This window comes from Psychrobacter sp. SC65A.3 (assembly GCF_025642195.1).
GTDB lineage: Bacteria > Pseudomonadota > Gammaproteobacteria > Pseudomonadales > Moraxellaceae > Psychrobacter > Psychrobacter cryohalolentis.
The window spans coordinates 2,302,763-2,318,618 of record NZ_CP106752.1 but is presented as its reverse complement, the minus strand read 5'-3'; the positions used below and the strand labels follow the sequence as shown (position 1 = coordinate 2,318,618).

Annotated in this window: 12 protein-coding genes; 4 read left to right on the top strand and 8 right to left on the bottom strand. The window is 43.3% G+C overall.

All coding sequences use genetic code 11. The features are described from left to right. Positions 1-38: 38 nt before the first annotated feature. A complete protein-coding gene (locus tag OEG80_RS09740) occupies positions 39-698 on the bottom strand; it encodes an LPS-assembly lipoprotein LptE (RefSeq protein WP_263240644.1) in 660 nt (219 codons plus the stop codon). 113 nt (positions 699-811) lie between these two features. Next, positions 812-3,511 (bottom strand): leucine--tRNA ligase, encoded by a 2,700-nt coding sequence (gene leuS, locus OEG80_RS09735; RefSeq protein ID WP_442792432.1) that lies wholly within the window; start codon positions 3,509-3,511, stop codon positions 812-814. A 226-nt stretch (positions 3,512-3,737) separates the two neighbouring features. Here leuS and OEG80_RS09730 point away from each other — a divergent pair, with 226 nt between their 5' ends. Next, the gene (locus tag OEG80_RS09730) at positions 3,738-4,109 is read left to right on the top strand and encodes an arsenate reductase (RefSeq protein ID WP_263240642.1); all 372 of its coding nucleotides are present in this window, start codon (positions 3,738-3,740) and stop codon (positions 4,107-4,109) included. Between the two features lie 31 nt (positions 4,110-4,140). On the opposite strand, the gene OEG80_RS09725 is transcribed toward OEG80_RS09730, so the two are convergent. From OEG80_RS09725 to OEG80_RS09700, 6 genes are all read right to left on the bottom strand, one after another. Next, the gene (locus OEG80_RS09725) at positions 4,141-4,374 is read right to left on the bottom strand and encodes a hypothetical protein (protein ID WP_055124538.1); all 234 of its coding nucleotides are present in this window, start codon (positions 4,372-4,374) and stop codon (positions 4,141-4,143) included. A gap of 27 nt (positions 4,375-4,401) precedes the next feature. Further along, a complete protein-coding gene (gene argB / locus OEG80_RS09720) occupies positions 4,402-5,301 on the bottom strand; it encodes an acetylglutamate kinase (protein WP_263240639.1) in 900 nt (299 codons plus the stop codon). A 100-nt stretch (positions 5,302-5,401) separates the two neighbouring features. Next, positions 5,402-7,216: a phosphomannomutase gene (locus OEG80_RS09715; protein WP_263240638.1), complete on the bottom strand. Its 1,815-nt coding sequence runs from the start codon at positions 7,214-7,216 to the stop codon at positions 5,402-5,404. 114 nt (positions 7,217-7,330) lie between these two features. Then, positions 7,331-7,795 (bottom strand): dUTP diphosphatase, encoded by a 465-nt coding sequence (dut, locus tag OEG80_RS09710; protein WP_020442863.1) that lies wholly within the window; start codon positions 7,793-7,795, stop codon positions 7,331-7,333. 150 nt (positions 7,796-7,945) lie between these two features. Further along, positions 7,946-9,349: a magnesium transporter gene (gene mgtE / locus OEG80_RS09705; protein WP_149493050.1), complete on the bottom strand. Its 1,404-nt coding sequence runs from the start codon at positions 9,347-9,349 to the stop codon at positions 7,946-7,948. A 102-nt stretch (positions 9,350-9,451) separates the two neighbouring features. Continuing rightward, on the bottom strand, positions 9,452-11,485 hold the full coding sequence (locus OEG80_RS09700; RefSeq protein WP_011512923.1) for a UvrD-helicase domain-containing protein: 2,034 nt from the start codon (positions 11,483-11,485) through the stop codon (positions 9,452-9,454). 995 nt (positions 11,486-12,480) lie between these two features. On the opposite strand from OEG80_RS09700, the gene ndhC reads away from it, so the two are divergent. The 3 genes from ndhC to nuoC all read left to right on the top strand — a co-directional run bounded on the left by ndhC (position 12,481) and on the right by nuoC (position 15,791). After that, complete coding sequence (gene ndhC, locus OEG80_RS09695; protein ID WP_263240635.1) at positions 12,481-13,104, top strand: NADH-quinone oxidoreductase subunit A; 624 nt, start codon at positions 12,481-12,483, stop codon at positions 13,102-13,104. Positions 13,105-13,216: 112 nt separating this feature from the next. Next, positions 13,217-13,885 (top strand): NuoB/complex I 20 kDa subunit family protein, encoded by a 669-nt coding sequence (locus tag OEG80_RS09690; RefSeq protein WP_011512925.1) that lies wholly within the window; start codon positions 13,217-13,219, stop codon positions 13,883-13,885. Positions 13,886-14,015: 130 nt separating this feature from the next. Beyond that, positions 14,016-15,791 carry an NADH-quinone oxidoreductase subunit C/D gene (nuoC, locus tag OEG80_RS09685; RefSeq protein WP_011512926.1) on the top strand — a complete coding sequence of 592 codons (1,776 nt, stop codon included), beginning with the start codon at positions 14,016-14,018 and terminating at the stop codon, positions 15,789-15,791. Positions 15,792-15,856 lie beyond the last annotated feature (65 nt).

Below are 15,856 nucleotides of genomic sequence, written 5' to 3'. Positions count from 1 at the left end.
GCAAAGCCAAAAAATTGCTAAGCTACATTTGAGCCATATTAAGGTTTGGGTACAAGAATCGCCGTAGCGCCTGTACCTTTACCGATTTGCGCAGAAGTAGTGGCGCTGGCAGGTGTCACCTTTGGCAATGCAATCGCGACATATTGATCGGTGATACGTCTTGCTAAACTGTCATAGAGCCATTCACGAATTTGATCACCTTGCTGATCGTCGGTGCTCACTGACGCTTCGTTATACTGATAGCTACGTTCAACTTGAATCGGATTACTGAGCGTTATAGGCTTACCATTATCTATGCTTTGATAGCTAACATCGGCTGATATCACTAAACGAATTTCTGTTAATACGCCGACCAATTCATAACGCTTAAAACGTACGTTATTGACAGTAATCGCAGCGATGGTTTCAGCGCCTACGTTTTGATTGTTACTAGCGACATCAGTCAATGTCATGTTAGTAATGACATCAACGCCCAATGCCTCAAGGCGCTTTGTGAGCGGCAGCTTCAGTGGGAATGCAGTGCGATTGTCTTCGATAATTACCGCGGTCTTCGCCACATCAAACAGCATGGGCGCATCATAACCGCGTAGTTGAAAGCCGCAGCCACTAAGACTGGCAGTCGCCCCAACGATGGCAAGCATTGGCAGAGATGCAAGTAATGCGGTCGCTAGTTTCTGTCTATTCGACTTATTAGGCATGGGCTTTTTCCCTTACATGTTGTTTGATATGACGACATAGCATGGTGCTTATCCGTCATAATTGCTATTCTTATTATGATAAGAAAACCTAAAACATCTGCGTTTAATTATCTCTAGCCAGCAACCACGATATTAACCAGTTTATTCGGTACAACGATCTCTTTTTTGATATCACCGGTCAGGAACTTTGCCACACCTTCAATCGCGCGTGCCTGTGCTTTTAGCTGCTCAGGGTCGCTATTAGGTGCCACATCCATTTTGCCGCGCATTTTTCCATTGACCTGAATCACCATGGTAATCATATCTTGTACCAGTGCGCGCTCGTCTACCGCAGGGTAATTTAGGGTGACGGTATCAAGCCCTAATTCCTCAAGTAAATGCTCGCCAATGTGTGGCGCATATACCGACAGCATAATCAATAAATCAGTCAAGGCTTCGTGCTGTACTTGCAGCTCTTGCTCGCTATTAGCTTTAAAGTTACTCAGCTCATTAGCAAGCTCCATTAGGCTAGAAACTGGCGTATTGAGTGCTAGACGTTTACCCAAGTCACTATCAATCTTGCCAATGGTTTCATGCGTCTTACGGCGCAAGGTTTTAGCTTCTTTGCTTAAGCTATCCGTATTTAAAGCATCACTATTGAGCGATTCAAGACTTAAGTTGGTATCAGTTAACGCTTGGATATGCTCAGAAGCAATGCGCCATACTTTTTTAACAAAATTATAAGGGCCTTTTAGCGCATCATCTGACCATTCAAGCGTTTGATCGGCAGGGGCTGTAAACAAAGTATATAGACGAACGGTATCCGCGCCATATTTATCAATGGTAAGCTGCGGGTCGACACCATTATTTTTTGACTTTGACATTTTTTCGATTTTGCCAATCGTTACCGGCTGTCCATCTGATTTTAGGATGGCTTTAATCGGCTGACCGCGCTCGTTAAAGTCAATATCGATGTCTTCGGTAAAGTAATAAGTGGTACTGCCATCGCTATTCACGCGGTAGAAAGTACCCGCAAGTACCATTCCTTGAGTCATCAAATTGGCAAATGGCTCATCGCCTGATACTAAGTTTTCATCACGCATGAGCTTGTGGAAGAAGCGCGCATAAAGCAGATGCATCACCGCGTGCTCGACACCGCCGATATATTGGTCAACTGGCAACCATTTATTGGCGGCAGATTTATTGACCATGTTGGTCGTATCATTTGGGCTGGCAAAGCGCGCGTAATACCAGCTCGATTCAACAAAAGTATCAAAGGTATCGGTTTCGCGCTCAGCAGGATTGCCACATTTAGGGCAAGTGGTATTCACAAATTCTGGAATATTTTTTAGTGGATTACCGCGACCGTCAGGGACGACGTCAGTTGGCAAGACAACCGGCAAGTCTTGTTCTTCAACTGGCACGGTACCGCAATGTTCACAGTTGACCATTGGGATAGGGCAACCCCAATAACGCTGGCGTGAAACACCCCAATCACGGAGACGGTATTGAATTTTTTTCTTAGCAAGCTCCTTAGGCTCAAGCTTAGCAAGCATCGCTTCAAACGCTTGCTCAAAATCCATGCCATCAAACTCGCCTGAGTTGACTAGAGTATTGCGTTCGGTATAAGCACGATTGTCATTACTTTCTTCTACATCATCAAAGTACCCTGCAGGAATCTCAATCACTTGTTTGATAGGCAGGCTGTACTTAGTAGCAAACTCATAGTCGCGCTCATCGTGAGCAGGTACTGCCATGACCGCACCTGAGCCATAGCTCATAAGTACATAATTGGCAACCCAAACAGGCACTTCTTCGCCAGTCAATGGATGGGTCACGGTTAGACCTGTATCCATACCAATTTTTTCGGCTTTAGCAAGGTCTGCCTCAGCGACTGAGCCTTTCTTACAAAGGGCACAAAACTCTGCAATCGCTTTATTATTCTCGGAGGCATATTGGGCTAGCGGGTGCTCTGCGGCCACTGCCACATAAGTGACACCCATCAAAGTATCAGGACGAGTAGTAAAGACGTCTAAGCTATTGCTTTGACCAGCCAGCTCATAAGGGAAATGCACTTCCATACCTGAGCTACGACCGATCCAATTGCGCTGCATGGTAATCACTTCAGATGGCCAGTGACCCTCTAGCTGATCCAAATCATCAAGCAACTCATCAGCATAATCAGTGATATTAAAATAATACATCGGAATATCGCGCTTTTCGACCATAGCGCCACTGCGCCAGCCTTTACCATCGATGACTTGCTCGTTGGCTAATACAGTATTGTCGATTGGATCCCAGTTGACGGTCGCAAGCTTTTTATAGACCAAGCCTTTTTTGTATAACTGCAAAAACAACCACTGCTCCCACTGATAATATTCAGGGCTACAAGTGGCAAATTCACGTGACCAGTCAATAGACAAGCCAAGCAATTTTAGCTGGGCGCGCATGCTGTCAATATTCTCAAACGTCCATTTAGCAGGCGGCGTCTGATTGGCAATCGCGGCGTTTTCTGCTGGCAAGCCAAAACCATCCCAGCCCATTGGCTGCATGACTTCATAACCTTTGAGACGATAATAACGGCTTAATACATCAGAGATAGTATAGTTGCGCACGTGACCCATATGCAGCTTACCACTTGGGTACGGGAACATTGACAGCATATAACGGCTTGGTTTAGCACTTGGCTCATTGCTCACTTCAAAGCGCTTATCTGTTGCCCATTTGGCTTGCTGCTGCGCTTCGATAAGTTGCGGCTGATATTGGGTCTTGTCGCTAGAAGTATTATTAGTATGGTTAGTATTAGCAGTTTCTGCTGTTACGGCGTTGGTCATAGTTGGCTCGGAATCGGTTATTACAGATAAATGGGGTGAAATTTTATAATGCCATAGCATAGCGTAATTTGGCGAAAATTGCGACGATAGGATGTCGCCTTTCATTGATTACCTAGTGGCTTTTCGGCTTGCATTCGCTGCTTTCCGATATCCACATTTGCCATGTGCCAGCTTCGAGCATTATTTGAGTATAATAAACAGTAACGTTCATTGACAAGGAGACATTATGACCATCACCATTTACGGTATAAAATCTTGTAGCACCATGAAAAAAGCCTTTACCAAGCTTGATGAGTTGGGCGTTAGCTATAACTTTCATGATTATAAAAAACAGGGTATTGATAAAGAAACGATACAGCGCTGGGTGGATAGCCTAGGTATTGATAAAGTATTAAACAAGCGCGGAACGACATGGCGTAAGCTAGAAGATGCTCAAAAGCAAGCTGCGGATAGCGATGTGGATAAATCCATTGATTTACTTATTGAAAATACAAGTATGATTAAGCGTCCGATAGTTGAAGGCGCGCGGGTAGATAAAAATCAGCCAATATTATTATGCGGCTTTAGTGAAGCTGAGTTTGATAAAGTTTTTTCGTAAAAGCATACTGCTACCATTAATAAAGCCCGAGCTAAGAACCTCTTAGCTCGGGCTTTATAACACCTAAAATAAACCAAATCACACTTGCGAGCCATATAAGCAAGACGTAAAAGCGAATTTGTTCGGCATTCCAATCTAGTGCAAACCACTCAATGAGGAAAAATGACTTCCACCCTTCTATCCATTTTGCGCCACCATAGCCAATAATCCACCAGCAGTACAGGCTTTCCAAGATAAAAAGTAGACACCAAAGCCACAATGCCATGATTCACTCCTGTTATTCGGCCAATGATTAGCCTAGATCTCGACTGATTAGTGTACCAACACCTTCGTTGGTAAAAATCTCTAACAACGTCGCATGCGGTACGCGGCCATCGACGATAACGGCACTTTTTACGCCACTACGAACCGCATCAAGCGCACACTGAATTTTAGGAATCATGCCGCCTGAAATCGTACCATCTTCAATTAGGCTATCCACAGTCTTAGGCGTCAAACCAGTCACGACTTCGCCATCACGACCCAATACCCCTTTGATATTGGTTAATAGCATGAGTTTCTCTGCCTGCAAGAATTCGGCGACTTTACCAGCGACCAAATCGGCGTTGATATTATAAGTATTGCCTTCTTCGTCGACGCCAAGCGGGGCGATGACAGGAATAAAGTCGGAAGCAATCAGCATGTTAATCACGTCTTTATTAACACTCACTACGTCCCCGACAAAGCCTAAATCTATTGGTACAGCAACACCATCTGCTCCAATCTTTTCCATTATCAGTTTTTTAGCTAAGATTAAATTGGCGTCTTTACCCGTCAAACCGATGGCGCAGCCGCCATGTTTATTGATCAAGCTCACAATCGATTTATTAACATTGCCGCCAAGTACCATCTCGACGATATCCATGGTGTCCTTGTCAGTAACGCGCATCCCATCGATACGGTCTGAGTGCCGCCCAAGCTCTTTTAATAAATTATCCACTTGTGGACCGCCACCATGTACGACCACAGGATGCATACCAACAGTTTTGAGTAGGACGATATCTCGGGCAAATGAGCTTTCAAGCGCAGGATCGGTCATGGCATTGCCGCCGTATTTGACCACAATGATTTTATCGACGAAGCGTTGAATATAGGGCAGGGCGGTGGTCAAGACTTCAGCAGTAATTTTGGCTTCATCTAAATTCAAGGTCATTATAAACTCCTACAATACGGTGTTAAGCGGTTGGTTGTTGTTATAAAAAGTCATAAATAACAAAGTTACATTTGTGATAAAAAATAGTTTTGATAACTGACTACTGAGGGGAAATAGCTACAATCTGCGCAGCTAGATTTTCATCAAAAGGAAAACATAGCGCGGCAAATTTTGCTTGAATATCTTGTAGGTGTGCCATGCTGTCTCCTGCAAAGCGCGCGGTTAAATTGTGACTGGTATTAGATTGACGTATGACCCCAAAACCATGGGCGAAATCTAGACGCACGCCATCAATACAGCTCAGAGTTGTACCTATTGGCAATAAGTCTTTGGCTTGCTCTATGCTAATAGGGAGGTTTTTTATAGAGCAACTACAAAGCGTCCGCTGACAAGTACTGAGTACTTGATATTCAGCCTGAGTAGGCAGTGGAGCAATTACTTTTATGAGTTGTTGTAAGTACACGCATAGTCGAGTTAGCTGCTCAATGATTGAGCAATCGGTTGACACACTTACTGGCAGCGGTAAATAATGATCGGCAGTACTGACAATGTTTGGTAATTGATAGATGATATTAGCAAGATTTGTTGTAGGATTTAGACTATTTGAGTTATCAGCTGCCAGCCAATGCAACAGTCTTAAAGCTGCATATATGGCATCATCATAGACAATAAAGCGACTGTCGTTAAAGATAAAATGCCCCGATAACTCTCCAGCAAATACGATTTGCCCCGCAGAGTCCTGCATCTGTTGGCGCATTAGACTACTGCCAGTTTTGCTGATGATAGGTTCTGCGCCAAGCTCAGTCAGTAGCTTCGGCAAATGATGCGAACATTTAATATCAAAGAGAATTTGTGGCGGAGATTGCAACTGGGTACAAGCGACTGGACGCTCAGTCAATATCACCCTTGCTAATAAGTAGAGCAAGTGATCGGGTGTGACTACCTTACCTGTATTATCGACGATCATTAGTCGGTCGCCATCACCGTCAAAGGCGATACCTATATCTGCCTGATGATTAACGACGCTTTGCTGCAACTGTGTGAGCCGATTTGGCTCGGTAGGATCGGGATTGCCAGCAGGAAAATCTCCGTTTGGGACGTTATTAAGCATGATGACATTTTGGCAATATCGCTCAAATAATTGCTGAGCGATATGACTGGTCGCACCATGCATACAATCGATAACAACCACCAAATCTACCTTAGTAAGAAATGATTGGTTATCATGTGGATAGAGTGCTTTAAACACTTGCACAATAGCATCGATATAATGCGCTGCTACTTGCTCAGGCGATAAAGACATTTGCTGATTGCTAATAGGGTTATCCACTACATGTCGTGGAGTGCTTGACGCTTTATAGCCTTTTTGATTGTCTTTTTTAACGATCACTTTTTGAAAATCAGTGATTTCAAAACCAGTTTCTTGCAGACCATCTTTAGGCAAACCACTTTTTTCAAGCATGCTGTTGTCTAAAGAACGTACAGTTAACTGCTGCTGAGTGACTTGCTGGTAAAGCGTCTGAATGTCTTCAACACTAGGAGATTGATGGTTGACCAACCACTTAACACCCAAAATATCTTTGGCCGAATGACTGGCAGTTACGATAATACCGTGTCCCTGATATTGCTCTGCCCAAAATACCATCATAGGCGTGGTAATCAGTCCCAATTGGATAACTTGTAGACCGCATTCGCTCAATATAGTAGCAAGGTTTTGAGCAATAACGTCACTATCACGACGTACATCATAGCCAATCACGACGATATTTTTTTTGTTATCACTGTCTTGTTGAACGTGATAAAGATGCGCCAAGGCATACCCTAAAGCTTGAACAAAGTCAGTGGTAAAATGCTGGCGTGAACCGCGAATATCATAAGCACGAAATAAAGAGTGCTGCGCAGCAAAAAACGGCATCTTTTACTTCCTTATTATCGTGATAAATATGAATAATAAATAAATCGCTGATAGTTTTTTATACAGCTTAGGTTATGCGATTTAGACTATATAATTTAGAGCAAATGATAATGACTACTGACGACCGGAGTGTCCAAAACCACCAGCACCACGTGCGCTGGTATCACTAAATTCTGTCACGACTTCAAATTCAGGACGGGCAACAGGGACAACCACATATTGTGCCATGCGTTCTGCAGGACTCAATACAAAGTCTTCCTGACTACGATTCCAAATACTGACCATCAGCTCACCTTGATAATCAGCATCGATAAGTCCAACCAAGTTACCCAAAACAATACCATGCTTATGTCCAAGACCTGAACGCGGTAAAATCATACCTGCAAAGTTAGGATCTTGTATATAAACCGCCAAACCAGTACCAATCAAATGGGTAGCACCCGCTTTAATCGTTAAAGGCTCATCAATACAAGCGCGCAAATCAATACCTGCGCTGCCGTCAGTGGCACGAGTAGGCAAAGAAAACGCTTTATCTTCAGTGATTTTAGGGTTTAAGACTTTAACTTGTACAGCTTGCATAACGCACTCACTTAACGATTTAATGGTTTTATAAACAGAATGAATTTAGGGCGGGCCCTAATTTTTAAATTTAATTGCTTAACAACAACTATTTTTATAAATAGCTGATGATTTTTAACTTTTGGTTTCTAAATTTTAATAAGCGATTGATTAAAGAATCAGTATACTTGCTAGGCCCAAAAACGACATAAAGCCAACAATGTCCGTTACCGTGGTGAGGATAACAGAGGCAGACAACGCCGGATCAATATTCATGCGCTTTAGCATCAGTGGAATACTAATGCCCGAGACATTAGCAGCGGTCATATTAATCGCAATCGCTAGACCGATAACCGCGCTGATTTTAATGTTATGAAACCACAATTGCGCAATAAACGCCATAATTATCGCCCATATGATACCGTTTATCGCCCCAACCCACAGCTCTTTATTTAATAACCATACGCGGTTAGAGCCACCGATTTGTCCCATTGCCATACCGCGAATGACGACGGTAAGCGTCTGCGAGCCTGCAATACCGCCCATACTGGCAACTACGGGCATAAGAATCGCCAGTGCCACCACTTTTGCTAATACGGCTTCAAACTGTCCAATTACAGCAGCGGCTAATAGTGCCGTACATAAATTGATACCAAGCCAAATACTACGGCTTTTTGCACTGGTCAAAATAGGTGCGAACAGCTCTTCGTCTTGACTGACACCAGCAAGGTTTTTCATGGTGCTATCGACATCATCTTGGATAATCTCCATGATGTCCTCACCGTTTAGTTGGCCAACCAGTTCGCCATGACTGTTAATCACTGGGGCAAAACGAATGTCTTCTGAGCGAAAAATCGCCGCCGCATCCTGAATGTCCAAGCGATCATTGATGGTAATAGCGCTATCAATCAAATCAGCAACTAAGGTACTTTGGTCATGCTTAATCAAATCAGCCAGACTTAATAAGCCAAGCAGTTGCTGGCTTTGATCGACAACCAATAGCTCTTGGCTTTCATCATCAAGCAGCTCAATATCTTCTCGCAGCCAGTTTTGAACATCAGCCAGCGTCATGTCTTCTTGGACTTGAATAAGCTCAGGATCCATATAGCTGCCAACTTCCCAGTCGGCATAGGTATCGAGTTTATTGACCTGAATGCGTATGTCTTCATCCAAAGTCGCCATCACCGAAGTACGCACGCTTTCGGTAACGGTGTCTAAAATCTCTGAGATATCTTGTGCATCAAGATCTTGAGTAAACAGCGATATCTCTTTTGACGAGATATTTTCCATCAATGGCTGGCGTGTATCAAACTCTAGCTCAGCTAATACTTCACCTTTGATATTTTCTGGTACTTGTGCCCAAATCAGTAGTCGGCTCTGAGTCGGGAACGACTCTAGTAAGTTGGCAATCTCATATTCTGACTGCTTCCCTAAAAACTCAGTAATCGCCTCATACGCCTTGTCCGCAACCAACTCTTGCAAATAGAGTAATTTATACTCAGCGTTAGATTCAGCCGGATTATAATCTCCCTGTCGTGTTGATGGTCGTGCAGAATTCGGCGTAGGAGCGGGCATAAAAGTTCCAAGTTTTCAAAATGTATAAATAATAATGACTAAGATCTAAGCTTAACGTTCAATAAGTGAGTTATATTTGTTAGCTTTTTTAATGATTAAACATTATCGATTGCCCAATAAAGCCCGAATATTAGCCAAGTATTCATCAGCAACTGCTGCAGGATCTTTGGTGGCTTTTTGTTTTTTTGCTTTGGCAGGCCAATCGATATGATCCTCTGGCAACTCATCTAAAAATCGTGATTCAGAAGTGACGCGCATTTGACCACCAGCGCGGCGCTGAGTGGCTAGTGTCAAAGTTAGCTCGCGACGCGCGCGAGTAATGCCCACATACATCAAGCGCCGTTCCTCTTCGACCGTCTCGCTTAGGATAGAGTTGCGATGTGGTAGCATCTCTTCCTCAAGCCCCATGATATAAACAAAATCAAACTCCAAACCTTTTGCCGCATGTAAGGTCATTAGATTAACTTTATTGGTATTTTCTTCTTCCTGCTGCTGCTCCAGCATATCAAGCAATACCAGCTTACGAATGATGGTATCAATAGTACGGTCTTCGTCTTCTTCGGCGCGATTAATCAGCGATTGAATACTGGTATAAAGCATATCGATATTATCGATACGGTTTTTTTCTTGTTGCGGCGTTTTTGAGTCGCTACGAACAAAGTCAATATAGCCGGTTTCATCAATCATTTGACGGACGATTGGCACAGGGTCAGGATGTTGATCAAGCTCACGAGTATAATGTTCAATAAAGTCGCCAAACTCCTTTAAAGTACTATAAGATTTCGACGGTAAAACGTGGGCCAGACCGGCATGCGTACAAGAAGCCAGTAGCGAGATGCTATGTTCTTGTGAAAATAAGCCAAGCTTCTCAAGCGTGGCTGGTCCCATACCGCGCTTGGGCGTATTAATCACGCGCAAAAATGCACTGTCATCTTCTGGGTTTAAAATCAGACGTAAGTAGCTCATAACGTCTTTGATCTCACTACGGGCAAAGAACGACTGACCACCCGATAATTTATAAGGCACTTGCAGTTGACGCAACTGTGCCTCTAGCATCCGCGCCTGAAAGTTACTGCGATAAAGAACGGCATATTGTTCCCACTCATTACCAAAGCGCAGCTTGTGAGTGACGATTTCTTTGGCGACGCGCTCAGATTCATCGTCATCATTACGACAGTTAATAATGCGAATTTTTTCGCCTTGACCTTTATCTGACCAGAGTTTTTTTTCAAATAAATGCTCATTGTTGGTAATAACCGCATTTGCAGAGGTCAAAATACGGGTAGTTGAGCGATAGTTTTGCTCAAGCATGACGATTTTTAATTTTGGGAAATCCTCTTTAAGTAATCCCATGTTTTCAGGTTTAGCACCGCGCCATGCATAAATAGATTGGTCATCATCACCAACGACCGTAAAGCGCCCTTGCGGTCCGACTAAGTATTTAATCATCTCATACTGAGCGGTATTGGTATCTTGATATTCATCGACCAGCAAATAGCGAATACGGTTTTGCCATTTATCACGTAGCTCTCGATTTTCACGCAGTATTTTGGTCGGTAATACAATCAAATCATCAAAATCAACCGCGTTATAAGCCCGTAGATTGCGCTCATATAAAGCATAAAGCGTCGCAAAAATCATATCTTCTGGATCGTCTAAGGTTTCCATCGCCTTATCCGGCTCAATCAAATCATTTTTCCAATCAGAAATCATCTTGATTGCTTTACCAACCAACTCACGACTCTCAGCGCCGCTTAAGTTATCACGCATCATAAGCTCCATTAGCAAACGCTTGCTATCGTCGCTGTCCATAATGGAGAAATTGCCTTTCAATGGCGTATGAAGCAGCTCATATCGCAGAAACTGGAGCCCAAATTGGTGAAAGGTTGAAACCGTTAGACCACGGGTCTTTTCACTCGGTAGTAGCTTACTGACTCGAGCTTTCATTTCACGCGCCGCTTTATTAGTAAAGGTCACCGCCGTGATACGCTCAGCAGGCATGTTGCATTCTTCGATCAGATAAGCAATCTTGCGGGTAATCACTGACGTCTTACCGGAGCCGGCACCTGCTAACACCAGTAGCGGACCAGATACGTAGAGCATGGCTTCTTGTTGTTTGGGATTAAGTTGACTCATAACGTGACCTGTAAGACAAAAGCAAAAAGAGGGTAGCAGTAAATCGTAAAATGCCACTAGCTGCCATCAAGCGAAAAATACATTCGTTAAAATAGAGGGCATATTGGCATTTTAAATAGAGTAACTCACAGAATAATTTTAAAGTTTTAGGCAATCTGCGAGCAAAATTAGGTGAGTTATTATAAAGCAAAACTAAGGCTTTTGGGCAGGAGTTAGTAGCGTGGAATATATAAGATTATGAGGTATATATAAGGTAAGTCTTAAAAAATGACATAGAGAAACATTTTGTTTCAATGGAAACCGTCGAAAATTTGGCTAATACAAGCTCATTTCCTGTGAATAAAAATAAGGAGGTAGACTTAAGTCTTATCCATTACGGAAGTGAAAGTGAAATAATTACAAGCTGTGACTAACTGCGCGTTTTATATAGATTTTTCATCTTAGTTAGCAGTCAATTAATAATACATTCTTTAAACTTTTAGAAGCTTTTTAGAGAAGGATGATGAATAATCTATAGCATAGTTTGCGGATAAAAAAACCTATTTTTTTTGCCGATAAAGTGACCGCTCAATGCAGTTAAAAACTAGCTTTTGATTACCGATATGCGTATAGTACGTAAATAATTTATGCCAGTTGTCACGTCATTGTTGACCACGTGTAATGAGCTATTAAATCAATTAAATAAATTATCGAATATGACATTGATTTAATACGTTGATCTTACGTTGTTAGAAGATGCGTTGGGCGACCAGCCTTTATCCGCATATAGAGCGGACACTCTACAGTTGGTCAGATCTGACATCGTCGTCAATAAGCTTGATAATTGGTTGTTACCAGTACAGAACCTAACATGTGACTCAATGACAGTTACTTAAATACAGTGACAGTTGCTTTGTGTTTTCGTCTGCGTTATGCCTGTTGCTTGACGACCTTAATATGTGGGTCGGTGCTTGCGCGGCGTGTAACACTCGATTGGGTGAGGAGCACGTATTATCATGTCTGCTTTTAATTGGTCAGCCATTGCTTTTATTTTAGCCGCCATTGGGCTAGTTGTGTTTATGTTGGTTGTCCCGCGTCTACTTGGCGGTCGCTCACATGGCTCACAAAAAGAAGAGATATTTGAAGCGGGTGTTGTCGGATCTGGCAACGCCCGTATTCGTTTGTCTGCCAAATTCTATTTGGTGGCGATCTTCTTTGTTATTTTTGATCTAGAAGCCCTCTACTTATATGCTTATGCAGTCTCAGTTCGTGAAGCTGGCTGGCTTGGTTTTGCTGCGGCCGCCATATTTATCACCATCTTGATCATTGGCTTGGTATACGAGTTGAGTCTGGGTGCGATGAACTGGGCACCGGCTGATAAGCTACGCAAAAAAGCGCGCCTATATGCTGTACCCGCAGGCTTTAGTTTAGCTGATATCACCAAGTTCGATGGTGTTGATGAACTTATGGTCGATCCTACGGGCAAGATACCTGCGCAGTCCTCCGGTCAGATTAATGTCTCAAACAATATTGAGACCAACCGTCGTCACTTACAAAACATTGATCATATTAATACCACGGGTAATGTCACTTCTGTGGACTTTGCGACGTCTGCACAAACAGATAAAATGACGCGTTAATGAATAACAGTGCGTGTTAATTAGTGAATAACAAAATTATTTAATAATGAAGTTAAGGCAGTAGTGAGGGCAAATCATTGCCGCACTTTGTTTAACATAAAGGTTGTATGTTATGAAATACACATTAACAAAAGCCAACCCTGATGCAGATGTCTATCCTGCTCAGACAAGCCAAACTGTCAACGATCCAATGGAAGATGAAGTCAACAAAAACGTCTTTATGGGTCGTCTAGAAGATCTTGTGCATTCAACAGCAAACTGGGGGCGCAAGCACTCACTGTGGCCATTTAACTTTGGTACCTCATGTTGTTATGTCGAATATGCGACTACTTTAACGGCGGTTCACGATTTGTCACGCTTTGGTGCCGAAGTTATTCGCGCCTCGCCACGTCAGGCAGATGTGATGATTGTTGCTGGTACTTGCTTTGTTAAAATGGCACCCGTTATTCAACGTCTATACGAGCAAATGCTTGAGCCAAAATGGGTCATCTCGATGGGTGCTTGTGCCAACTCGGGAGGTATGTATGACATCTATTCAGTCGTGCAAGGCGTGGATAAAATTATCCCTGTCGATGTCTATGTGCCCGGTTGTCCGCCACGTCCAGAAGCATTGATTCAAGGCTTGATGTTATTACAAGAATCTATCACTAAAGAACGTCGTCCGCTGGGTATCCATGTCAATGATCAGGGTGTCTATCAGCCGCAGATGACGCCTGAGCGTGACCGTAAGCAAGCAGATCGTATCGCTGTGAAAAACTTACGTAGCCCAGATAGTATTTAGTTAAGCAGTTTGGCGTAGTTATTAATAATTGTTAGAAGTGCGCGTACGCTCATCATAGTTTGGTTATGATTATCATCTTTTATTATGGTTGTCATGGTTCAGTTATGATTAATGAAGGAAGACATCATTCATGGTCACGGTAGTCGAAAATACAGATCCTAAGATCAAGCCTGTCCCAGCAGTTATCAAAGAGCTGGAAGAAAAATATGCTGGTAAGTTCGTTGTACAGCACACGGTTGACGACATTCCAACGGTTTGGGTGGCACGCGCTGATTTATTAGACGTTCTCTTATTCTTACGCAAATTGCCAAAACCTTATGTCATGTTATTTGACTTGTCAGCGATAGATGAGCGTCTACGTCAGCATCGTCAAGGTTTACCTGACAGTGATTTTACGGTGTTTTATCACTTGATGTCGCTTGAGCGTAATAGTGATGTACGTATCAAAGTCGCGCTCAGTGAAGAAGATTTAAACGTTCCAAGTGCGACACAGATTTGGCCCAATGCCAACTGGTATGAGCGCGAAGTCTGGGATATGTTCGGTATTGTCTTTACTGGTCATCCGCATTTAACGCGTATCTTATTGCCAAAATACTGGGAAGGTCATCCACTGCGCAAAGAATATCATGCGCGGGCAACTGAGTTTACTCCGTATTTCTTGAATACCGCCAAACAACAATACGAGCAAGAAAACTTGCGCTTTGTCCCTGAAGAGTGGGGCATGAAGCGTTCAGGTCGTGATGAAGACTTTATGTTCTTGAACATCGGTCCTAACCATCCATCGGCTCACGGTGCATTCCGTTTGGTACTACAGCTTGATGGCGAAGAAGTTGTCGATTGTATCCCTGATATTGGTTATCACCATCGCGGCGCAGAAAAGATGGCTGAGCGTCAAACCTGGCACTCATTTATTCCTTATACCGACCGTATCGACTATCTCGGCGGCGTAATGAATGAGCTACCGTATATCATGTCAGTTGAAAAGCTTGCTGGTATTACTATTCCGCCGCGTGCTGAAACCATCCGCGTGATGATGAGTGAGTTTTTCCGTATTACCAATAACTTGCTGTTCGTCGGTACCTTTATCCAAGATGCCGGTGGTATGACGCCAGTATTCTATATGTTTACCGATCGCCAAAAAGCCTATGACGTCATCGAAGCCGTAACCGGTTACCGTATGCACCCAGCATGGTTCCGTATTGGCGGTACAGCGCACGATTTACCGCGTGGCTGGCAGCGTTTGGTACGTGAGTTCTTAGATTGGATGCCAAAACGCTTGGATGAGTATGTCAAAGCAGCATTGCAAAACAGTGTGCTTAAAGGTCGTACTCAAGGCGTTGCCCAATATAATACTAAGCAAGCACTGGCATGGGGCGTTACTGGCGCAGGTTTGCGTGCAACAGGTTTGGATTTTGATTTGCGTAAAGCGCGTCCGTACATGGGCTACGAGAATTACGACTTTGAAGTTCCAGTCGGCTATAACGGCGATGCTTATGATCGCTGTATGGTAAAAGTTGAAGAAATGCGCCAGTCGCTACGTATTATCCGTCAATGTATGGATAATATGCCGCAAGGTCCTTATAAGGCGGATCATCCATTGGCAGTACCGCCACCAAAAGACCGTACCTTGAATGACATCGAAACCTTGATTAATCACTTTATCTCTGTTTCTTGGGGTCCTGTGATGCCAGCGGGTGAGTGCACCACGATTGTGGAAGCGACTAAAGGTCTAAACAGCTATTACATCACCTCGGATAAAGCGACGATGAGCTATCGTACCCGTATTCGTACGCCGACATTCGCGCATTTGCAGCAGATGCCATCAGTCATTAATGGTTCATTGGTATCCGATGCCATTATGTATCTGGCGTCAATTGATATTGTGATGGCGGATTGTGACCGTTAGAGCGTCTGTGGTTATACGTTTATCATTATCGTTTATATATTAAAAGTACGACGCGTTCATTAACA

What these genes read in the sequence shown, in the direction of transcription:
- OEG80_RS09740 (WP_263240644.1), bottom strand. Translation starts at nt 698, where the DNA reads ATGCCTAATAAGTCGAATAGACAGAAACTAGCGACCGCATTACTTGCA.
- leuS (WP_442792432.1), bottom strand. Translation starts at nt 3,511, where the DNA reads ATGACCAACGCCGTAACAGCAGAAACTGCTAATACTAACCATACTAAT.
- OEG80_RS09730 (WP_263240642.1), top strand. Translation starts at nt 3,738, where the DNA reads ATGACCATCACCATTTACGGTATAAAATCTTGTAGCACCATGAAAAAA.
- OEG80_RS09725 (WP_055124538.1), bottom strand. Translation starts at nt 4,374, where the DNA reads ATGGCATTGTGGCTTTGGTGTCTACTTTTTATCTTGGAAAGCCTGTAC.
- argB (WP_263240639.1), bottom strand. Translation starts at nt 5,301, where the DNA reads ATGACCTTGAATTTAGATGAAGCCAAAATTACTGCTGAAGTCTTGACC.
- OEG80_RS09715 (WP_263240638.1), bottom strand. Translation starts at nt 7,216, where the DNA reads ATGCCGTTTTTTGCTGCGCAGCACTCTTTATTTCGTGCTTATGATATT.
- dut (WP_020442863.1), bottom strand. Translation starts at nt 7,795, where the DNA reads ATGCAAGCTGTACAAGTTAAAGTCTTAAACCCTAAAATCACTGAAGAT.
- mgtE (WP_149493050.1), bottom strand. Translation starts at nt 9,349, where the DNA reads ATGCCCGCTCCTACGCCGAATTCTGCACGACCATCAACACGACAGGGA.
- OEG80_RS09700 (WP_011512923.1), bottom strand. Translation starts at nt 11,485, where the DNA reads ATGAGTCAACTTAATCCCAAACAACAAGAAGCCATGCTCTACGTATCT.
- ndhC (WP_263240635.1), top strand. Translation starts at nt 12,481, where the DNA reads ATGTCTGCTTTTAATTGGTCAGCCATTGCTTTTATTTTAGCCGCCATT.
- OEG80_RS09690 (WP_011512925.1), top strand. Translation starts at nt 13,217, where the DNA reads ATGAAATACACATTAACAAAAGCCAACCCTGATGCAGATGTCTATCCT.
- nuoC (WP_011512926.1), top strand. Translation starts at nt 14,016, where the DNA reads ATGGTCACGGTAGTCGAAAATACAGATCCTAAGATCAAGCCTGTCCCA.